Annotated in this window: 18 protein-coding genes; 7 read left to right on the top strand and 11 right to left on the bottom strand. The window is 67.7% G+C overall.

The genetic code is table 11. The features are described 5' to 3' along the window. Positions 1 to 18: 18 nt before the first annotated feature. Genes NA10_RS29660 through NA10_RS29650 form a run of 3 tightly spaced genes read right to left on the bottom strand, consistent with a single transcriptional unit; the run spans position 19 to position 1,975 of the window. Entirely contained in the window at positions 19 to 720 is a 702-nt protein-coding gene (locus NA10_RS29660) for a DUF6529 family protein (protein ID WP_307188421.1), read from the bottom strand. Continuing rightward, positions 704 to 1,381: a hypothetical protein gene (locus NA10_RS29655; RefSeq protein WP_067573829.1), complete on the bottom strand. Its 678-nt coding sequence runs from the start codon at positions 1,379 to 1,381 to the stop codon at positions 704 to 706. Before NA10_RS29655 ends, NA10_RS29660 begins: the two co-directional genes overlap by 17 nt. A gap of 15 nt (positions 1,382 to 1,396) precedes the next feature. Next, the gene (locus tag NA10_RS29650) at positions 1,397 to 1,975 is read right to left on the bottom strand and encodes a sigma-70 family RNA polymerase sigma factor (protein WP_084515438.1); all 579 of its coding nucleotides are present in this window, start codon (positions 1,973 to 1,975) and stop codon (positions 1,397 to 1,399) included. A gap of 235 nt (positions 1,976 to 2,210) precedes the next feature. Between NA10_RS29650 and NA10_RS29645 the strand changes: the two genes are divergently transcribed. Both NA10_RS29645 and NA10_RS29640 read left to right on the top strand, forming a co-directional pair. After that, positions 2,211 to 2,588: an Rv1352/Rv1906c domain-containing protein gene (locus NA10_RS29645; protein ID WP_245678002.1), complete on the top strand. Its 378-nt coding sequence runs from the start codon at positions 2,211 to 2,213 to the stop codon at positions 2,586 to 2,588. A gap of 92 nt (positions 2,589 to 2,680) precedes the next feature. Further along, positions 2,681 to 3,433 (top strand): alpha/beta fold hydrolase, encoded by a 753-nt coding sequence (locus NA10_RS29640; protein ID WP_067573826.1) that lies wholly within the window; start codon positions 2,681 to 2,683, stop codon positions 3,431 to 3,433. A 51-nt stretch (positions 3,434 to 3,484) separates the two neighbouring features. On the opposite strand, the gene NA10_RS29635 is transcribed toward NA10_RS29640, so the two are convergent. Further along, positions 3,485 to 4,864 (bottom strand): bifunctional lysylphosphatidylglycerol flippase/synthetase MprF, encoded by a 1,380-nt coding sequence (locus tag NA10_RS29635; protein ID WP_084515437.1) that lies wholly within the window; start codon positions 4,862 to 4,864, stop codon positions 3,485 to 3,487. Positions 4,865 to 4,974: 110 nt separating this feature from the next. Then, positions 4,975 to 5,973 (bottom strand): DUF5996 family protein, encoded by a 999-nt coding sequence (locus tag NA10_RS29630; protein WP_067573824.1) that lies wholly within the window; start codon positions 5,971 to 5,973, stop codon positions 4,975 to 4,977. Positions 5,974 to 6,159: 186 nt separating this feature from the next. On the opposite strand from NA10_RS29630, the gene NA10_RS29625 reads away from it, so the two are divergent. Continuing rightward, positions 6,160 to 6,543, top strand: coding sequence for a hypothetical protein (locus NA10_RS29625; RefSeq protein ID WP_067573822.1), 384 nt, complete (start codon positions 6,160 to 6,162; stop codon positions 6,541 to 6,543). A 261-nt stretch (positions 6,544 to 6,804) separates the two neighbouring features. Here the strand turns inward: NA10_RS29625 and NA10_RS29620 are convergent, their stop codons facing one another. Then, positions 6,805 to 8,646, bottom strand: coding sequence for an alkyl/aryl-sulfatase (locus NA10_RS29620; RefSeq protein ID WP_245678006.1), 1,842 nt, complete (start codon positions 8,644 to 8,646; stop codon positions 6,805 to 6,807). A gap of 462 nt (positions 8,647 to 9,108) precedes the next feature. On the opposite strand from NA10_RS29620, the gene NA10_RS29615 reads away from it, so the two are divergent. Together NA10_RS29615 and NA10_RS29610 are read left to right on the top strand one after the other, a co-directional pair. Continuing rightward, positions 9,109 to 9,726 (top strand): TetR/AcrR family transcriptional regulator, encoded by a 618-nt coding sequence (locus NA10_RS29615; RefSeq protein ID WP_067573820.1) that lies wholly within the window; start codon positions 9,109 to 9,111, stop codon positions 9,724 to 9,726. Between the two features lie 25 nt (positions 9,727 to 9,751). Continuing rightward, a complete protein-coding gene (locus NA10_RS29610; protein ID WP_067573818.1) occupies positions 9,752 to 10,705 on the top strand; it encodes a patatin-like phospholipase family protein in 954 nt (317 codons plus the stop codon). A gap of 69 nt (positions 10,706 to 10,774) precedes the next feature. On the opposite strand, the gene NA10_RS29605 is transcribed toward NA10_RS29610, so the two are convergent. Both NA10_RS29605 and NA10_RS29600 read right to left on the bottom strand, forming a co-directional pair. Further along, a complete protein-coding gene (locus tag NA10_RS29605) occupies positions 10,775 to 12,889 on the bottom strand; it encodes a copper-translocating P-type ATPase (RefSeq protein WP_373862450.1) in 2,115 nt (704 codons plus the stop codon). Positions 12,890 to 12,959: 70 nt separating this feature from the next. Then, positions 12,960 to 14,270 carry a serine hydrolase domain-containing protein gene (locus NA10_RS29600; RefSeq protein WP_084515426.1) on the bottom strand — a complete coding sequence of 437 codons (1,311 nt, stop codon included), beginning with the start codon at positions 14,268 to 14,270 and terminating at the stop codon, positions 12,960 to 12,962. 245 nt (positions 14,271 to 14,515) lie between these two features. Here NA10_RS29600 and NA10_RS29595 point away from each other — a divergent pair, with 245 nt between their 5' ends. Beyond that, positions 14,516 to 15,169, top strand: a complete 654-nt coding sequence (locus NA10_RS29595; RefSeq protein ID WP_067573814.1) for a zinc ribbon domain-containing protein — start codon at positions 14,516 to 14,518, stop codon at positions 15,167 to 15,169. 52 nt (positions 15,170 to 15,221) lie between these two features. Here NA10_RS29595 and NA10_RS29590 read toward each other — a convergent pair whose 3' ends face one another. After that, positions 15,222 to 15,476 (bottom strand): hypothetical protein, encoded by a 255-nt coding sequence (locus NA10_RS29590; protein WP_067573812.1) that lies wholly within the window; start codon positions 15,474 to 15,476, stop codon positions 15,222 to 15,224. Positions 15,477 to 15,516: 40 nt separating this feature from the next. Next, the gene (locus tag NA10_RS29585) at positions 15,517 to 17,052 is read right to left on the bottom strand and encodes an MFS transporter (RefSeq protein ID WP_067573810.1); all 1,536 of its coding nucleotides are present in this window, start codon (positions 17,050 to 17,052) and stop codon (positions 15,517 to 15,519) included. A gap of 72 nt (positions 17,053 to 17,124) precedes the next feature. Here NA10_RS29585 and NA10_RS29580 point away from each other — a divergent pair, with 72 nt between their 5' ends. Next, positions 17,125 to 17,736, top strand: coding sequence for a TetR/AcrR family transcriptional regulator (locus NA10_RS29580; RefSeq protein WP_067573809.1), 612 nt, complete (start codon positions 17,125 to 17,127; stop codon positions 17,734 to 17,736). A gap of 293 nt (positions 17,737 to 18,029) precedes the next feature. Here the strand turns inward: NA10_RS29580 and NA10_RS29575 are convergent, their stop codons facing one another. Further along, a complete protein-coding gene (locus NA10_RS29575; RefSeq protein ID WP_067573841.1) occupies positions 18,030 to 19,268 on the bottom strand; it encodes a hypothetical protein in 1,239 nt (412 codons plus the stop codon). Between the last annotated feature and the right edge of the window lie 38 nt (positions 19,269 to 19,306).

Below are 19,306 nucleotides of genomic sequence, written 5' to 3'. Positions count from 1 at the left end.
TCGCGGGCGGTCCGGGAATCAGGAGGCAAACCCCCGGGTCCGGAAGAACCAGACCGCCGAGGTGAACCAGAGCGCGACGAAACCGGTGAACAGCATCCCGCCCACGACAGGAATTACCCAGCGGGGCAACCCTTTTCGAGTCAAGAGCAGCATCTTCGCGACGAAGATGCCGTAGACCGCGCAGCCGAACAGCGAATGCAGCAGGACCCGACGGTCGGTGGCCTCGAAACCGAAGGCGTACAGGCAGTGCACGGCCACCGGGATGCTCACCAACACCGCGAGGCGACCGGACCAGACATGCCAGCGCGCGGCCCACTGCCCCGGTTTCACCCTGGGCAGTACGCCGTACATGGCCATGGCGCTGATGTCCTGCCCGACCGCGAGCAGTACCACCGCGGTCGCCAGCCACGCCTTGACCGCACCCGGACTGGAGAATCCGGCCAGGCTCACGGCGTAGCCGCGCGCGGGATGGGTGGAGCCGTAGACGCCGAGCAGTACCGAGACCGCGGCGCCCGCCAGCACGATCAGCGCGAGGGTCAGCGCGGTGCGCTGGGGCGAGGCGGACGCGGGGGCCGCGGTGGACGCCGGTGGGACCGCACCCCGCACGACCGTCGGCACGGACCCTTGCGGATCCGAGTCACGGCGGGCATCCGTGACGGCCCGCCGATCCGGAATACGGCGGGGGTCCCGGGCGTCGCGGGGATCAGAAGTCGGTGTCATCGCCGTGCACCTTTCGTGCGTCGGGTACGAGATCCGGTGCGGGAACGGTGGTTCCGTTCGGCTGGCGGCGCACGCCGGTGACGCTGCCGTCCGGGCGGACGATCCAGCTGTCGCGGCCATTGGCCGATTGCGCCCGATAGATACCCGCCGGTGCCCGCACCGGCGCCGCGGTGAAGTCCAGGACGCGCTTGTCGAGAGTCAGTGTGCCGGTGAGGGAATCACCCGTCAGGCCGGCCTGTAGCTCGGAGTCCTTGCCGGTCAAGGCCATTCGCCCGGCGTCGGCCGCACCGCGCAGCCAGGACTCGACCGCGGCGCCGTCGCAGGCGTAGGCGACGGCCTGTTTTCCGGTGACGGTGATGGAGAGGGTGATGGTGCGGGGCCGGGCGGGAATCACCGCGACGTAATCGGCCTGGGCCGGGAAGGTCGCCGCCGAATCGGAGGGGTTCGGGGTGGTGGAGCCGGGAGCGGCACTCGACGACCGGCCTCCCGCGGCGGAGGGTTGTGGCGCGCCGGAGGGGGGTTGTGCCGCAATGGAACTGCTGGTCGTGGTGCCGGGCGCGGCCGGTTCGTCGGTGGGGTCGGTGGCGATATCGGTGATCAGCAGGCCGAGGCCGAGTGCGGCGGCGGCAGCGAGGGTGAGGAGGGGGCCCGCCCGTTTCATGGCTGTTCTCCGGTCTCAGGCGCTGAGGGGCAGTCGCCGCAGCGAGCGCAGGGCGTAGTGCACGCGGGTCTTCACGGTGCCGACCGGAATGCCCAGGTCGGCGGCGACATCCTGATAGGCGCGATCGCGCAGGATGACCTGGACGACGGCATCGCGCTGTGGTCCGGGCAGGTGTGCCAGGAGTTCGGCGACCAGTAGGCCGTCGGCGAGCCCGTCGGTGAAATCCGGACCGGCGCACTGTCCCTCGGCGACATCGCCGATCTCGTCCCAGTGCGCGTCACCGGGGCGGGCGGCGCGCACCCGGGCGATATCGGTGAGGATATTGCGCTCGATGGTGAGCAGCCAGGTGCGCACACTCCCCCGGCTCGGGTCGTAGCTGGCGCAGGCTTTCCAGGCGCGCAGCAGCGTCTCCTGGACGGCGTGTTCGGCGAGGCCGGTATCGCCGAGCCGGCGCATGGCACGCCAGTGCAGCAGGGCCTTGTCCGCGGCGAGGACGGCGGAGAGTCCGGAATCGGTACAGAGCCGGGCGCACTCGGTGGCACAGGTGGACGGGCCGGGGGGACGTCCGTCCGGGAGGGGGTGAAGTCGTCTCATGTCTTGAATATCGCGAGCGACACCGAGAAGTGAATCGGTGATTACCGCCTATTTCGGTGTTAACGGTTTTGGGCTGTGATTTCCGAATCGAAACCGGTTTGTGCGCAATCAATTACACGGAACGTCCAAATTGGACACTTGATCTCTGATAAACCGTGCTCCGGGAGATTCGGGGATCCCATACCGCGCCGGTTGCGAGGCCGCGCGGTCAATGAGCATTCATGGGAGGAATACTGTGCGTGCAGGCGCGCTTTTGATCGCGGGAGCGCTGTCTTCCGCACTGCTGACCACCGCCGCGGCCACCGCTACCGCCGATCCGGCGAGCGAAATCCCCGGCGACGGCCTCTACCTGGTGAACGTCGACATCAAACCCGGCACCTACGTCTCCGACGGCACCCCCGACGAGTCCACCGGCTGCTTTTGGCGTCGCCTCTGGCACATCCAAACCCCCACCGACTACAACGACCCCAACCACTACGTGATCGCCAGCGACTTCACCAAGGTCCATCCGGTCCGCATAGTCATCAAACCCACCGACGTAGCCTTCCGCGCCGACAACTGCGGCGCCTGGCACATGGTCCCGGACATCCCGACCGGCTCCTTCGGCGGCTGATCTCATGATGGTCGCCCATTCCGCGCTCGTGCCGCCGTGCGACGCCGACGAATCCCGCGCGGGTGAATGGGTGCGGCACTAGCATCGGGCGGGTGGCGAAGTTCAGCAGTTGGGATGGATTGGAGCTCAACTATCGGGTGTGGGAGGGCGCGGGGGTGCCCGTGGTGTTGCAGCATGGGATCGTCGCCGACACCAATGCGAATTGGATGAGTGTGGGGGTGGTCGCGGCGCTGCAACAGGGCGGGCATCGGGTGATCTCGCTGGATGCGCGGGGGCATGGGCGATCGGAGAAGCCGCATGACGCCGATCGGTATTCGTGGCGGGCCATGGCCGATGATGTGCGGGCGCTGTACGACCATCTGGGGCTGGATGAGGTTGTCCAGGTGGGGTATTCGATGGGCGGGATCATCTCGATTCTCGTCGCGCAGTCCGATGAGCGGGTGCGCCGCCTCGTGGTGGGCGGAATCGGCTCGGGGGTGGTGGATTGCGGCGGTATCGATTGGCGGGTGATCAATGCAGAGGACATCGTCACCGCCATGCGGGGCGACGGGTCCGGAACCGTGGAGCAGGCCAAGATGTTTCGGATACTGGCCGATGTGCTCGGGGCCGATCGCGAGGCCATTGCCGCGGTGGCGCGGGGGCTGAGCGAGGCGCCGATCAAGACGGTCGCCGATATCGAGGCGCCCACGCTGGTGCTGGCGGGCGATGCCGATCCGTTCGCGGCCGAGCCCGAGCGGCTGGCGGCGGCCTTCCCGAATGGCAGCCTGGCCGTGGTGCCCGGCGATCACCTGGTCGCCACCACGCATCCGAAATTCGCCGCCGCGCTGGTGGATTTCCTGGCCTGAGCCCGCAGGATCCGTAGAGCCGCACCGATCTCGACGGTGCGGCAACAGAACTCAGTACTCGTGCCGGTGCGGAACGAACTCGAGGGTTAGCAGCGCGACGGCGGCGATGAGCACCTCGCGCCAGCGGATCAGTACGAACCGTTTATCGGAGAACGAGTTGAACTTGCGCAGGAATCGGTACAGTGATTCCAGCCGGATGAGTGGATCACCCAGCCGCACAGCCACATACGCCAACTGCCCGAGCCGACTGCGCTCCTGGTCGCCGAACAACTCGGGAAATGCCGCGAACGCCAGCGAGATTCGGGTGATGCCGTGCGCCCGCGCGTACTCGACCAGATCCACGATCATGCGCTCGTCGAGCCCATTGGGCGCGTCGCGCCGCCGCCACGGCACATCCAGGCTCAGCTCGCGGCCGTTGCCGGAAACGCCGTAGCGCTGGAATCCGACGACCTGCCCGCTCTCGTCGCGGGCCAGCACCACCAGCATGCCCGGATGCCGTCCGTCGAGCAGGTGGTCCAGGATCATGGAGAAACCGCGGGTCTGCCGCCCGTGCCCCCATTCGTCGACAATGCCGAGCAGATCCTCGCGCTGCGGTTCGGTGAGCGCGACCTCGGGCAGCACCTCGGTGGTGACGCCGAAGTTGCGGGTGCGGCTGACCGCCTGCCGGAGATTGCGAAAGCGCCGTCCGACCAGGTCGAAGTCATTCACCTCGACCACCACGTCGCGCCCGATCGGAATCGGGTGCAGGCCGCGATGCTCGAAGGCGCGCAGCTGCCACAGCTGGGTGAGCTCCGGGCTCGCGCCCAGCACCGCGATGCGCCAGCCGTGCGCACTGGTGAATTCGGAGAACTCCGAGACCAGTTCGCCGAATCGCTGCTTGTCCCCGATGGGATCGCCCGCGACCACGGCGATGCCCAGTCGCGCGCGATAGGCGATGGCCGCCGAGGAGTCGGCGTTGAAGAAGTAGCTCTTGGACGAGTGCAGGGCGAACGGCGCGACCGGATCCAATTGTGTGCGGCGCACCAGTTCGGCCACCCGGGTCAGCTGTTCGGGCTGCGGCTTACTGCCCTGCGGGGCCATCAGCACCAGTCCGCTGGCGGCGAGGAAGAAGAAACCGGCGGTGGTGTGCTCGGCCCGGTAGCTGAAGTTCGCCACGACGAGCACGATGGTGGCCGCGGTGAGGTGGGGCAGCGTGATGGGGCGGCGCAGGTGCAGGCCGCGGGCGACGAAGAGCCCGGCGACCGAGACCGCGAGGAACCAGCCGTGGTCGGTGCCCTCCCGGGAGGACCGTTCGGCCGCCCAGACGAGCACCAGACTGCCGAGTACGAGCGCACCGATGAGCGGTACCCGGGTACTCGGTCCGGCGGTGAAAACGGTCTCGCGATACGCGGTCAGTCCGGTGGTCCGTACCGCCATATTCTCGTCACGCATGCTGCTCCTTCTGTGGCAGATGCGGCCCGCTCACCAAGCGTCTTCCCATGGTGATCCTCCCTCGGTCCCTATGAACACACTATGCGGGACATACGACGGGAGGCACTCGGTTATTCCGGCCAGCCTTTCGGGGGACCGCCCAGCACGGGGTCGGTGATGCCTCCGGGGCAGGCCAGAGCGGGTGCGTCCCAACCAGCGAGACGCGAGCCCGCGGCGTAGGCGGAGTGCAGGAAATCCAGGGCCGCGCCGACCGGATCGCCGCTGCGGCGGGCCGCGTCGTAGGAGTAGTAGGCGGCGTGCGCGGAACCCGAGGGCACCCAGCGGGCTTGCGCCGGGAGCAGTGGAAGTTCGGTCAGCCCTTCGGGTTCGGGGGCGGTGTAGGAGTAGAACGTCGGTTCGGGCACATTGTCGTCGCCGAACCAGAAGCCGGCGCTGATCTCCTCGCGCGAATACGATTCGCGGGTCACGGCATTGACGCTGGTGTCCATATCGATCTTGCGGTCGGAGAAGCGCTGCACCGCGAGATCGAAGGTGTGCCAGAAGAGTTGCACCGGGCTGATCTTGCCGGAATAGCTCGCGCTGAATTCCTCGAGCACCCGGCCCACCTGACTGGTGACGCGGAAGGCGCGCAGGGCGGCGGCCGGGTCGTAGTGGTGGTGCTCCTCGTCCTCGTCGAACGGGCGGCCGTTGTCGGGCAGGTCGTACGGGGTCGGGAAGGGCAGGGTGACCTCGACGCCCAGATCACTCAGCGCGCGCATGGTCTCGGTGTAGAAACTGGCCACCGATTGATTGCCCAGCGGGATCTCCTCCTGGATGCCGCGATCGGTGCCGATGCGCAGGACATGGTCGAAGAAGTCGAAGGCGCAGGTGAAGACCGGGCCGGCGGTGGCGGTGCCGAGGGCGACGGTGGTCCAGCCGCGGGCATTGATCCGGTAGGTCATATGCCACCAGTGGTTGCGGCGGATGCCCTTGGCGAGCGCGACCTTGCCGACGATCTGGATATAGCGGTGCAGTGTCTCCTTGGTGGGCCGCCAGGCGTCCAGCGGCAGCGCGGGGAGCACCTCGCCGGAGTCGGCCGTGAGGGTGCCGGTAACCGAGGAATCGCCCATGCTCCTGCCCACTTTCGTTCGAGACGGTCGTGTTTCAGATCGGCGGTGCCCGGTTATCCTACACACCCGCAACCCACCTGCGAGTACTGCGAAACACGCAGTAGTGCAAGATCTTTCAAAGTATCCTGAACATTCCCCGCGCAACGCGCGCGTAGCGCCGCAACCATGAACAGGGGTGAATCCGCAATGACGGACATCAATACGGCCTATGCCGTCGTCGTCACCGCGGTCAGCGACCCGACGCAGGTGGAGGGTCTCGAATGGGAGCGGGCGGTGGAGTACCTGCCCAGCCTGGCATCGGATGCCATGCGGACCTGGGTCCGCGCGCAGGAGTCGGGGGCCGAGCCGAAGGGGGCCGTGAGCAGGCACGGGGTGGTGATTCCGGGGCCGCAGCGGCGGGTGGCGCCGCGCCAGCCGTATCGGGAGGTCTGCGTACCGCCCTCGGAGTATCTACTCTTCAGTGCGGCGGTACGGCAGGGTCCCCAGCGAGGTCCGTCCTCGCCCGGGACTCGCCCGGCGGGGACGGGACAGGCGTCCGGCACGTTGACGGGTCGGCATTCGACCAACTAGGGCGTCGACGGCACTGGCCGATCAGCTGAATTCCGATGGCACTCAACCGATTTCAGACAGGGAGCGGGGCCCTGCCTGCCGACCGGCGGCAGGACCCCGCTTGTCCGCAGGGAGAGCGCGTCGAAGACCTGCTCCACCGCTGATGCTGCTGAAAAACGAATTCGCTGGGTCCGGTCTGCGCGCTCACTGCCTGCCTGCTGATCCTGCCCGGTGACCCGGCACGGGGTGGAACTTGCCTGTTACGCAATAGGTCCGAGGGTGCTACGGGGTGACGATGGCGAATCCCGGTTCGGGCTTGTCGATCACGCCCTTGATCTGGACCAGGGCGGCCGGATTGCCGTCGATTGTGATGTCCCCCTTGGCAATGGCGTCCTTCATATCGCCGCCGCCCATCATGTTCTGGATGAACCCGCCGCGGGTGAGGGTGATGGTCGCGTCGGGGGCTGCGAGGCCGTCGTTCGGCCGGCGGTCGTAGTGCACGAGCACGCCATTGCGCAGCTCGGCCCGATGCACCCTGTCCTGCTGATCGCTGAACCGCCAGTCTGTGACCACATGGATGTCCCACGCCTTGGGGCCGTTGATATTCAGTGCGATGGCGTCGAACGCCTGGTCCACGGTGAGCGCGGCCAGCAAGCCCTTGGAGTTCGCCGAGGTCGGCGTGCCGAAGGAGCCGTTGCGCAGCTCGTACGCACCGGAGAGGTAGAAGTTGCGCCAGGTGGCATTCTCGGAGCCGTAGCCGAGCTGCTCGAAAGCGCTGGCCTGCAAATCCTTCGCCTTCTTGTTGTTCGCGTCGGCGAAGATCACATAGTTGAGAATCTGTACGGCCCAACGGTAGTCGGCGTCGTCATAGGCTTTCCTGGCCTTCTTGATCGCCGCGGTCGCACCGCCCATGGCATCGACGTGCCGTTTGGCGTTCTCGACCGGCGGATGCTCCCACAGGTGTGCGGGATTGCCGTCGAACCAGCCCATGTACCGCTGGTAGATGGCCTTCACATTGTGGCTGACCGAACCGTAGTAACCGTGTGTGTACCAGGCCTTCTGGATATTCGGTGGTAGTTGCATGGCCTCGGCGATCTCACTGCCGACCATGCCCCGATTCAGCATGCGCAGGGTCTGGTCGTTGAGGTAGCCGTACAGATCGCGCTGTGTCGACAGGTATTCGACGATCTTGTCGGTGCCCCAGATCGGCCAATGATGCGAGGAGAAGACGATATCCGACTGGCGCGCATAGAGATTGATGGATTCGGTGAGGTACTTGGACCACACGTGCGGATCGCGCACCAGCGCACCGCGCAGGGTCAGGATGTTGTGCAGGGTGTGCGTGGCGTTCTCGGCCATGCACAGGATGCGGCGGTCGGGGAAGTAGAAGTTCATCTCCGACGGGGCCTCGGTGCCCGGGGTCATCTGGAACACCATGCGCACACCGTCGATCACCTGCTCCTGGCCGGTGGTGTCGATGGTGATGGTCGGATCGATGAGGCTGGTGGTGCCGACCGAGGTGGTCTGGCCCAGGCCCGCGCCGATCTGCCCCTTCTCCCCGCGCGGCAGGGCAGCGCCGTACATGTACGCGGCGCGACGCGCCATGGCGGTGCCCGCGTAGATGTTCTCCGAGACCGCGTGCTCGAGGAAACCGGAGGGCGCGATCACCGGACAGCGGCCCGCCGCCACATCCTCGCGGGTGGTGACGCCCAGCGAACCGCCGAAGTGGTCGACATGCGCGTGCGAGTAGATCAGGCCGGTGACCGGCCGGTTCCCGCGATGCGCGCGGTACAGCGCCAGTCCGGCGGCGGCGGTCTCATTGGAGATGAGCGGGTCGATGACGACAATGCCCCTGTCGCCCTCGATGATCGTCATATTCGACAGGTCCAGACCGCGGATCTGATAGAAGCCCGGTGCCACCTCGTACAGGCCCTGTTTGACGGTGAGCTGGGACTGCCGCCACAGACTCGGATTGGCCGAGGACGGGCAGGCGCCCTGCAGGAAACCGTAGGAGTCGTTGTCCCACACCACCTTTCCCTTGTCGTCCTTGATGACACCCGGCTTCAGCGCCTCGATGAAACCGCGGTCGGCATCGGCGAAATCGGTGGTGTCCGAGAACGGCATGGTCTCGGCGACCTTCCTATTTGCCGTGGCGATGGCATCACTCGCATCGGTCTGACCGGCCGGGGCGTCCACCTCGTCGGAGGGGCCGCAGGCGCTCAGCGCACCGCCGACACCGGCGGCGGCCAGCGCCGCCGCACCGACGCCGAGCATGCCGCGCCGGGAAACCCTGGGACCTCTGTTCTCCTCGTTCCCCGCACCATCTGTCCGATTGCCGTCGACCACGACGCTCTCCTGCTTCTGTCGATCGAGCGCACCGCGAGCCAGCCAAACAGCTGTTGGCTACAGGTTCGCCAATTTCCGGATAACGATTCGTTCACGGCCCCGAGACCGCCATCTCCGATAGCTTCAGTGTTGCCGCCCACACTCATCTTAACCACTATTGCAGTTAGACTGCAATAGTGGCCTGGAGGATCTCAGCCACCCCACACCTACGGCCGGGAGGCGCTGTGATCGGATGCAGCTATGAGTGACGGCACCGCGACACCCGCAGAGCGCCCGAGCGGGGAGCGCCGCCGCAGGCGCAATCCGGAGCAGACCCGCAAGGCGATCGTGGACGCCCTGCTGGCCGCCATCAAGGACGGCAGTTTCATTCCCACCACCAAGGACATCGCCGACCGCGCGGGCATCTCCGAACGCAGCATTTTCGTGCACTTCCCCGGCCGGGAGGATCTGCGGATAGCGGCCGTCGAGGCGCAATCCGAATTGGTCGAATCATTGGTCGCGGCAACCGATCCGGACCTGCCCCTGGACCAGCGCATCGCCGCGGTGGTGAAGCAGAGTGAGATCGTCTTCGCACACCAGCGCAATCCCCGCCTGCTCGGATTGCTGGAGTCCCAGTCGATTCCCGCGATCGATGCGCGAATGCGGCTGACCGACAGCAAGATTCGCGCCAGTCTGGCCCGCGTCTTCGCACCCGAACTGGAGCGCGACGGCACCCAGGACCGCGAACTACTGGACCTGATCGAGGCCACCGTCGGCTGGCCCTACCGCCACCAGCTCATGGACCGGCGCGGCCTCTCCCAACGCGCCGCCTCGCAGGCGGTCACCCGAGCCCTCCGAACACTGTTGTCCGGCACCTAGACTCGGTGGCCACGATAGGAGACCCATGCCCGAACAGGACCACACCCTCGGCGTCGGCGAGCTGATCGCCCACCGGCACCGTGCCGACAGCGCGCCCGGGGCACGCACCGACGGGCACCGGCTGGCGCTGGTCATCGAGGGCGGTTCCTCGCGCGGCGCGTTCTCGCACGGTATGGCCATGGCCATCGAGGAACTCGGCATCCTGCACTGTTTCGACGCGGTGTACGGGGCCTCCGCGGGTGCCTTGAACGGTGCGTGGCTGCTCTGCGGGCGGGCCGTGGATTCCGAACGGGCCTGGGCTCCCGAGGTGATCAACCGGGTCATCTCACCGGCGCGGGCACTGCGCGGCGGGCGCGTGGTGGATACCGAATATCTGGTGCACACCGTCTACGAGCGCATCGTCCCGATGGATTTCCCCGCGATCCTCGCCAATCCGGTCACCTTCCATCCCATCGCCACCGATGCCGATACCGGTGCGGCGGTGGATCTGCACGGCGAACTGACCGACAGCGCTTCGGTACAGGCCGCACTGCGCGCCTCCACCTGCCTGCCCATCCTGGCCGGGCGGCCGGTGCGCATCGGCGCGCGCCGCTTCGTCGACGCCGGGATCTCCGAATCCGTGCCGATCCGAACCGCTGTGGCGCAGGGCGCGACCCGCGTGCTGGTGTTGCGCACCCGCCGCGCCGACGAAATCATGCGCCCGCCCTCGACCGTGGAAAGTCGCGTGGTGGCCCGGTATCTGGCTCGGCACGCGCCCGGCACCGTCGATCCGTGGCTCACCCGAGTGCGGCAACATCACCGCGACGAGGAGGATTTCGCGGCCGATCCGGCGGTGCTGCAGATCCGCCCGCCGCTGCACGCACCCGCCATCGGCCGGACGAATCGGGATCCGGCGCTGCTCCGCGAGGCGCTCACCCTCGGCCGCGCCATTACCGCCCGCACACTCGCGACCTACCTGACACCCACGCTCTCCGCGTGACTCGCACGCGGCGCGGTGCGGACCCTCGACGGGACCCGGCAGGTGCCCGCCGTGGAGATCAGCTGACCTCTAGCGCTGCGTAGGTAGCCGTAAACGCTTGAGGGACAGGGCGTTCAGCGCGACGATGACGCTGGAGCCGGACATGGACAGGGCCGCGATCTCCGGGCGGAGGGTGAAACCGAAGGCCGGTTCGAACACGCCCGCGGCGATGGGCAGGGCGATGGTGTTGTAACCGACCGCCCAGGCCAGGTTCTGGTGCATCTTGCGCAGGGTGCCGCGGCCGATGCGCAGGGCGGTCGGCACGTCCAGCGGATCGGACCGCATGAGGACCAGGTCGGCGGTTTCGATCGCCACATCGGTACCCGCGCCGATCGCGATGCCCAGATCCGCCCGCGCCAGGGCCGGGGCGTCATTGACGCCGTCGCCCACCATGGCGACTTTCTTTCCGGTGGACTGCAATTCGGCGATCTTATCGGCCTTGTCACCGGGCAGGACTTCGGCGATGACGGTGTCGATGCCGAGTTCGGCGGCGATGCGCGCCGCGGTGGCCTGGTTGTCACCGGTGAGCATGACGACTTCGATGCCCATATCGTGCAGGTCCCGCACCGCGCGCGCGGAGGTTTCGCGGGCGGCGTCGGCAATCCCTATGACCGCGGCGGCTTTTCCGTCCACCGCGGCCAGCACCGCGGTCTGTCCCGCGCCGGCCACCCGATCGCGCGCGCCGGCCAGATCGCCGAGTTCGATTCCTTCGCGCTCGAGCAGTCGGCGGTTGCCGACCACCACGCGGCGACCGCCGACCGTCGCGACGGCTCCGTGGCCGGGAATGTTCTCGAAGTCCTGTGCCCGTTCACCATTCGCGCCGTGACCCTCGGCGTATCGCACGACGGCCTCGGCCAGCGGATGCTCGGATTCGCGTTCGACGGCCGCCAGCAGCGCAATGAGCTCCGCGGCGGTGATCACACCGTCGGTGACGATCTCGGTGACCTCGGGCTCGCCCTTGGTGAGGGTGCCGGTCTTGTCCATGACGACGGTCTGGATACGCGCGGCGCTCTCCAGGGCCATGGCGTTCTTGAACAGCACGCCGCGTTTCGCGCCGAGGCCGGTGCCGACCATGATGGCGGTCGGTGTGGCCAGACCCAGCGCGTCGGGGCAGGTGATGACCACGACCGTAATGGCGAACAGCATGGCCTTGGCGAAGGTGGCTCCGGCGAGCAGCCACACCACCAAAGTCAGTGCGCCGCCGATCAATGCGACCAAGACCAGCCAGAAGGCCGCGCGGTCGGCCAACTTCTGGCCGGGGGCCTTCGAATTCTGGGCCTCCTGAACGAGATTCACGATCTGCGCGAGCGCGGTGTCGGAGCCGACCTTGGTGGCCCGTACGCGCAGCACGCCGTTCTTGTTCAGGGTCGCGCCGATGACGGCGGCACCGGATTCCTTGTGCACCGGCAGGCTCTCACCGGTGACCATGGATTCGTCGACTTCGCTCTCACCTTCGACGACCTCACCGTCGACGGCGATCTTCGCACCGGGGCGCACCAGCAGCACATCGCCGACAATGACTTCGGCGGTGGGGATTTCGACTTCCCGACCGTCACGGATGACCACGGCCCGCGGCGGCGCGAGATCGAGCAGTGCGCGAATGGCGTCATTGGCCCCGCCGCGCGCCCGCATCTCGAACCAGTGCCCGAGCAGGACGAAGGTGGCGAGCATGGTCGACGCCTCGTAGAACACCTCGCCGCCGCCGGTGAGGGTGATGGCGAGCGAGTACAGCCAGCCCGCGCCGATGCCGACGGCGACCAGCACCATCATGTCGAGGGTGCGGGCCTTCAGGGCCGCGACCGCTCCGGTGAAGAAGATGGTCGAGGAGTAGAAGATCACCGGCAGGCTCAGGATGAGCGCCCAGATGTCCTGGCGCAGGCCGAACGGGACGGGCAGATGCAGGCCGAACATGTCCTCGGCCATGGGCGACCAGAACATCACCAGCAGCGAGAAGACCAGCGCCACCAGGAAGCGATTGCGCATGTCACGGGCCATATCATCCATGGACATGCCCGCGTGCCCGGCATGTCCGCCGTGCCCGCCGTGATCCATGGCGGCGTGATCCATACCTTCGTGACCGGCGGTCATGGCCTCGTGCTCGGCGTGATCCAGGTCCCCGTGCGTGGCATGTCCCTGATGCTCCATGCCCCGACCATATACCCTCCGGGGGTACCTCGCCAGCCCGATGTGATCGGCGAGTCACCCGCGGCGACCCCTATCGAATTCCAGGGGTCCCCGGGCCGGTTCCGAAGCAGCCGACGATGTAGCACCCCGGCGGCCAATCCGAGACCGGCGGTGCGAGGGGTTTGTCCAGGCAGGTCAGCAACCCGCAGCCCGGATACGCCATCGGCCCGAGCCCGAGCGCGGCCAGGGTGGCCGCCGGATTGGAGATCATCGGATCGGCCAGGCTGATATCCGGATGATCCTGGTACGGTCCCGGATCGGCCAGGATCGGATCGCGGAAGGCGAAAGTCAAGGCGCGCAGCACATCATGCGGAAAGCTCACCGAACCGCCGGGCACGGTCACCCCGGTCCAGCTGACCAGCAGGCCCAGACTCGGCACGATCGTATTGTCCTGCCGCATCATTCCCGACATCTGCACGGCATCGGCGGGCATGCCCGGAAAGATGGAGCCGCAGTCGGGACCGTTCACCACGAACAGGAAGCCATAGCAGTCGTTCGCGGCGGTCGAGGTGGTCGCCTGGGTCAGATAGTCGGCCGAGATCACCTGTGTGCCATGCCAATCGCCGCGGTTGGCGACCAGCAGCCCGAGCTTGACGAAGTCATCCGGCGGCAACACCAGGTGCGCGTATCCGTAGGTGTTCCGACTGCGATCGCGCGCCCAGTGATAGTCGGTGCGCTCAATCCCCAAGGGCGTGAACAGTTTCCGTTGCGCGAATGCCTGGAAGTCCTCCCCCACCGCCTGTTGCACCACATACACCAGCAGATCGACCGCGCGCTGACTGTACTGCCACTGCGTGCCCTGCGGGTGCACGATGGGCATGGCCAGCGCCTGTGCCACCACATTCGGGTCCAGCTGGACCAGTCCGGTGACGCCCTCCGAGGCCACGGCCACCTGCATCCCGGAGGTCTCGGTGAGCAGGCTGCGCACGGTGATCGCCCGGTGCGCCGAATCGCCCAGTCCGGCGGGCAGATAGGCGTCGATCGGCGCATCGATGCGCAGCAGTCCGGCATCCACCGCCGCACCCGCCACCAGCGACACCACACTCTTGGTGCTGCTCCACAGATTCCACGGCATCGCGCCCGCGCGCTGATTGTTCGGCCCGCCCGCCACCAGACAGTTGTTCCGGAAGATCTGCACGGTGAAGCGCGACGGATCGGCGGCGAAGTCGACGGCGCGTCGCAGGGCGGCCGAATCCAGGCCCACCTCTTCCGGATTCGCGGTCTGCGGGACGCGCCCGCTGCTCACCTCGCAGTGCCGCTGCGTGGACCTCGCCTGCGCACCGGGCGCACCGACCAGCAGCAAACTCGCCGTAATCACCGCCGCCACACCGGCTGTCACCATTCGAAACATGCCATCCGCCTCTCCCGAAGTCCCGTCGGACACATCGGCCGGACGACCGGTCCGTTATCGATTCGTGACCCCCGACTTCCTGGGGCGGAGCTTCTCGGGGCGCGGGCGCTGTCCGCATTCGTCCCTGCTGTTGCGGAGCTCGCGCGTCATACGATATGAACCTGACGACACGTGGTCCGGGGGGTCCGGTCGCGTACGTTCGTACCTCGCTGAGCTGCAAAGGAATCACTCGCGCCATGACCGCACCGGTCGTTTTCACCAGCTCCTATTCCGACAACTCCAATGACAACGGCTTCCAGTGGGAGTTCCATTGCGGCCGCTGTAGCACCGCCTACCGATCGCCGTTCGAACAGAACTATCTGTCGCGCGGGCGCGGTGTGCTGCGGGTGCTGCGCGATCTGTTCGGCGACTACTCCAAGACGATCTACAAGGTCTCCAATGCCGCCGACGATTTCTCCAATACCTGGAGTGGCGGTTCGGCTTCGGCGACCAAGGACAAGGCGTTCGCCAAGGCCGTGGACCTGGTCAAGGACGACTTCCGGCTCTGCGGCGGCTGCGGCTCCTGGGTCTGTGCCCGGATCTGCTGGAACGATCACGTCGGACAGTGCACGCGCTGTTCGCCGATGGCCGCGCATCAGCTGGCGCAGGCACAGGCGCAGGCGCGCGGATCGCAGTATCGCGATGCGGCCAATCAGCAGAACTGGACGCAGAATCAGGATATGTCGGTGCCGACTCGGGTGACCTGCCCGACCTGCGCGGCGACCACCACCGGCGGGCGGTTCTGCGGGTCCTGCGGTACCGCGCTGGATCTGCGCACCCACTGCACCGGATGCGGGCATCAGATCCAGGCGGGGACCGCCTTCTGCTCCAATTGCGGCCGCCCGCAATGAGAAACGAGCCCCTCCCGCGGGTCGGGAGGGGCTCGGCCGGGCAGATCGGCGATCAGCCGCCGAACGAGCCGGTGCCCGGGGGCAGCGGCGGCAGGGCGGGCCAGTTGTCGTTGTCCCAGTTGCCGTGATGGTGGTGATGCCGATCGCCGTGATGATTCCGGTCACCGTGATGCTGCCAGGGTTGGGCGGTATCGGCGGGGTCGGAGATATTCGCGTCGGCGGTGGCCGGAATGGCCAGGGCGGCAAGGGGTACGGCGGCGAAGATGCTTATCGCGGCAATGCGGGCTGCTACTGCGGTACGGGTCATCCACCTATCGAACGACTCATTCCTCACAGGTCCATCGGAGTCAGCTGGCAATCGGCTGGGAGTCGCGGCCCGGTGCGAAGGCGGCTATGAACACCGCCGAGACCAGTGCGGCGCCGCCGAGCGCCATCCCGGCCTGCTGAAACCCGTGCAGGAAAGCCGCTCTGGCGAAGTCGGCCAGGGGTTTCGCGGCGGGGCCGCCGCGTTCGGCGACCTGGAGGGCCGCGGCGAGCGAATCTCCCACCGGACCGCGCGCCGATTCGGGCAATTTCGGCAGGGCGGGGGCGATGCGGTGGGCGTACCCGGCGGCGAGCACACTGCCCGCTACCGCGATGCCGAGGGCCGCGCCGATCTCCCGGGCGGCATCGTTCACCGCCGCCGCCACACCGTGTTTCGCCACCGGCGTGCCCGCGACGATCGCGGCGGTCGCGGGGGCGGTGCACAGGCCCATACCGGTGCTCATGATGAGCAGTGACCAGAGCACACCCCAGTACCCGCTGTCGAGTTGCAACCGGGCGGTGACAAGCAGGCCGATGCCGACCATGGTCAGCCCCACCAGACTCACCAGGCGCAGGCCGAACCGCTCGGCCAGCCGGGGCGCGAAGAGCGAAACCAGCACCAGCGGAACGACCATCGGCCCCAGCGCCAGGGACGAACCCAGCGGCGAATAGCCGAGGATGAGTTGCAGGTACTGCACGATCAGCATGAACAGGCCGAAGGAGACCAGGAACTGGACGGTGAGTGAGAGTGTGCCGCTGGCGAATCCGCGATCGGCGAAGAGCCGGACATCCAGCAGCGGATGCGGAACCCGCAATTCGACCAGGACGAAGACCAGCGCGGTGAGCAGACCGCCCGCGAGCAGACCCAGTACGAGCGAATCCAGCCAGCCGCGACTCGGAACCTCCATGGCGGCAACGACAATCGCGGCGACGGCGCAGACCACGCTCAGCGAACCCCACGGGTCCAGGGGCGGGCGCTCGGCGTCGACCGACTCCGAGACGGTGAATCCGGCGATGAGCAGGACCGCGCCGACGACGGTCATGGCCACGAACACCGACTGCCAGGACAGCCATCGCAACAGGATGCCCGAGCCGATGATCCCCAGTGCCCCACCGGATCCCGCCACCCCGGCCCAGATGCCCACGGCCCGGCCCCGCTGCTCCTCCGGGAATCCGGCGGTGAGCAGCGAGAGCGTCGAGGGCATGACGAAGGCCGCGCCCGCACCGGCCGCGGCACGCGCGCCGATCAACCACAGCGGGCCGTCGAAGAGCAGCGGCAGCGCGGAAGCCACTGTGAACACGGCCATTCCGATGATCAGCACCACGCGCCGGCCGAGCCGGTCGCCGAGCGCGCCGGCGGGCAACACCAGACAGGCCAGGGCCAGGGTGTATCCGTCGACGACCCAGGTCAACTGCTGTTGGGTGACGCCGGTTTCGGCGGCGATACCGGGCAGGGCGGAGTACAGCGCGGCCATGGCGGCGACCACCAGGGCGACGCACAGACAGGAGACCGTGAGCATCCAGCGCTGGGCACGTGACAATCTGGTGCCGACGGCTGTGCCCTGAGCGGTGGATACCATGGGAACTCCCCGAGAAACGATACTGGCGGTAGCGCTACGGTACTACCGGTAGCGTAAGAAAGGAACAGTCCGGTGCCAGCAGCGAATTCGGGCCGGGACGATATCGATCCCCGCAAACTGCGCTCGCGCGCCCGGCTGCTGGACGCGGCCACCACCCTGCTGAAAACGGGTGGGGTGCAGGCGGTCACCATCGATGCGGTGACCACGCTGTCCAAGGTCGCGCGCACGACGCTGTACCGGCACTTCGACAGCTCCGCGGACCTGTTGGCGGCCACCTTCGAGCGCCTGGTGCCTCAGGTGTCACCGCCGCCGGAGACCGGAACGCTCCGGGACCGCCTGGTGGAGTTGATCGTCCGGCAATCCGCGCTGATCGACGAGGCCCCACTACAGTTGACCACCCTGGCCTGGATAGCCATGGGCAACCCGGAGTCGAAGGATATGACCTCCCGCACCTTCACGAGTCTGCAGGCCCGGGTGATCGAGCAGTACCGTCAGCCCTTCGATCGCCTTCTGGACACCCCCGAGGTGCGAGAGGAACTGGGCGAGTTGGACATAACCCTCGCCCTGGCCCAGCTGATCGGCCCCATCGTCTTCACCAAACTCACCGGCCTGCGCACCTTCACCCGAACCGACATCACCCGCCTGGTCGACGACTTCATCCTGGCCCGAACCACCCACCACTGAGGCCGGTACGCAAACCACCGTCCCCTCCCCTGGCCGTCCCGGCGTACCACCCCGTCACCCCGCCACGCCACCCCGTCACGCCACCTCGCCACCCCGGCGTGCCCTCGCCATCCCGGCATGCCACCCTGGCACGCCACCTCGCCACCCAGGCATGCCACCTCCCCATACCCGCATGCCTTTTTGGGGGGATCCACACGAGTTATCGCCCAACATCTTTCAATGGAGCCCGGCCGGAGCGTGCCGGGATGACGGGCTGAGTTCGCGCCTCCACCCCCGTCGACGCGCCCGGCGATTCAGCAGAGGTGTGCGTCGACCGTGGCAAAGGCGGCCCAGACGAGTGGGGAGTGCTCGATGCTGCCGGTTTCGCGCCAGACTCCCAGGCGGGTGCGCTGCCAATCATTGAGTGCGGCAACCGGATCGGGCTGTTCGTGGGCGGCGTCGATGGCGCAGACGGCCTCTTGCAGCGGGCGGCTGGTGGCGGGCGCGCCGCCGAGGCGCTGGAAGGCCAGGTCGGTGGGGAGCGCCCAGCGGCCCGCGGTGACCAATTCGGCTCCGCCGGTGAGCATTGCGGCCACCAGGCCGAGGGCCTCGCCGAAGCGCAGGTCGCCGCCGCTCTCGCAGGCGATGAGGGCCACCCGGCTGGGAATGGGCCACAGCTGCGGGCCGGTGCGCGGGTCCCGCGCGAGGGTGTAGGTGCCCAGCAGCAGATCGCGGGCGGAAAGCGGGCGATGGTCGCGCTGAGCCGGGGCGAAGCCCAGCGTGTCGGCGGTGCAGGCCAAATGCATTGTGGCCGACTCGCTCTGGCCGGATTCGGGGGCGGCGGCGGTGACGTGGCCGATGTAGAGGAGCCGGGCCGCGCCCGCACGCAGGGCTTCCCCGAGCCAGGCGCGGTCGATATCGGTGCGCCGGAAGGCGGTGAGCGGGTCGGTCACCCTGGGCACCAGCCGATCTCGCGCCGTGTAGTCGGCGACCAGACCGGCCAGTGGGGCGGTCTCCTCCATCCGCCCGAGCACCGAGCCGAGCGCGGAGTCCGCGCGGAATCCCGGAACGCGCGGATCCAGGACTGCCACGACCGGCAAATCCTTTGTGTCCATCCAGGATCGGCCGACGCGTGCGGGTGCGTGCACGATTCCCGGTGGTGCGAGCAGGCTGACCTCGGCGATATCCACCAGTCGCACACCGGTGTCCGGGGCGATCAATTCCCAGGGAAGCTGCGCCACCCGGGGCGAGGGCTGGATCCGCATGCGCGGGCGCACCCCCTGTGTGTGCAGTTCGTACAGCCGGACCGCCAGCTGATAGGGCAGAAAGGTCGCCGACAGGTATTGCGCCAGTTTCTCTTCCGATTCGAGCGTGGCCAATTCACCCGTGGTCAGCGCTGATTCGAGTCCGCCGGCCGCACCGGCCGCGGGCAGTGCGACCACGAACCGGCGCACCGCCGCGGCGACCTGCTCCTCGGGGATGGCGCTGACTCCCGCTGTCCCGCCGTCGTTCTCCCACCGCCACGAGACGAACAGCTCGCCCGCATCGGCCATGCGAACGTATACCGTGGGCTGCGCACCGCTCACCACGA

Source organism: Nocardia acidivorans NBRC 108247 (assembly GCF_001625085.1).
GTDB lineage: Bacteria > Actinomycetota > Actinomycetes > Mycobacteriales > Mycobacteriaceae > Nocardia > Nocardia acidivorans.
Note: the sequence above shows the minus strand (reverse complement) of the source record. Positions and strands in the feature narration are given on the sequence as shown.

What these genes read in the sequence shown, in the direction of transcription:
- NA10_RS29590 (WP_067573812.1), bottom strand. Translation starts at nt 15,476, where the DNA reads ATGACCCGTACCGCAGTAGCAGCCCGCATTGCCGCGATAAGCATCTTC.
- NA10_RS29620 (WP_245678006.1), bottom strand. Translation starts at nt 8,646, where the DNA reads ATGCCGTTCTCGGACACCACCGATTTCGCCGATGCCGACCGCGGTTTC.
- NA10_RS29655 (WP_067573829.1), bottom strand. Translation starts at nt 1,381, where the DNA reads ATGAAACGGGCGGGCCCCCTCCTCACCCTCGCTGCCGCCGCCGCACTC.
- NA10_RS29630 (WP_067573824.1), bottom strand. Translation starts at nt 5,973, where the DNA reads ATGGGCGATTCCTCGGTTACCGGCACCCTCACGGCCGACTCCGGCGAG.
- NA10_RS29615 (WP_067573820.1), top strand. Translation starts at nt 9,109, where the DNA reads ATGAGTGACGGCACCGCGACACCCGCAGAGCGCCCGAGCGGGGAGCGC.
- NA10_RS29635 (WP_084515437.1), bottom strand. Translation starts at nt 4,864, where the DNA reads ATGCGTGACGAGAATATGGCGGTACGGACCACCGGACTGACCGCGTAT.
- NA10_RS29625 (WP_067573822.1), top strand. Translation starts at nt 6,160, where the DNA reads ATGACGGACATCAATACGGCCTATGCCGTCGTCGTCACCGCGGTCAGC.
- NA10_RS29575 (WP_067573841.1), bottom strand. Translation starts at nt 19,268, where the DNA reads ATGGCCGATGCGGGCGAGCTGTTCGTCTCGTGGCGGTGGGAGAACGAC.
- NA10_RS29585 (WP_067573810.1), bottom strand. Translation starts at nt 17,052, where the DNA reads ATGGTATCCACCGCTCAGGGCACAGCCGTCGGCACCAGATTGTCACGT.
- NA10_RS29660 (WP_307188421.1), bottom strand. Translation starts at nt 720, where the DNA reads ATGACACCGACTTCTGATCCCCGCGACGCCCGGGACCCCCGCCGTATT.
- NA10_RS29595 (WP_067573814.1), top strand. Translation starts at nt 14,516, where the DNA reads ATGACCGCACCGGTCGTTTTCACCAGCTCCTATTCCGACAACTCCAAT.
- NA10_RS29650 (WP_084515438.1), bottom strand. Translation starts at nt 1,975, where the DNA reads ATGAGACGACTTCACCCCCTCCCGGACGGACGTCCCCCCGGCCCGTCC.
- NA10_RS29605 (WP_373862450.1), bottom strand. Translation starts at nt 12,889, where the DNA reads ATGGAGCATCAGGGACATGCCACGCACGGGGACCTGGATCACGCCGAG.
- NA10_RS29600 (WP_084515426.1), bottom strand. Translation starts at nt 14,270, where the DNA reads ATGGTGACAGCCGGTGTGGCGGCGGTGATTACGGCGAGTTTGCTGCTG.
- NA10_RS29610 (WP_067573818.1), top strand. Translation starts at nt 9,752, where the DNA reads ATGCCCGAACAGGACCACACCCTCGGCGTCGGCGAGCTGATCGCCCAC.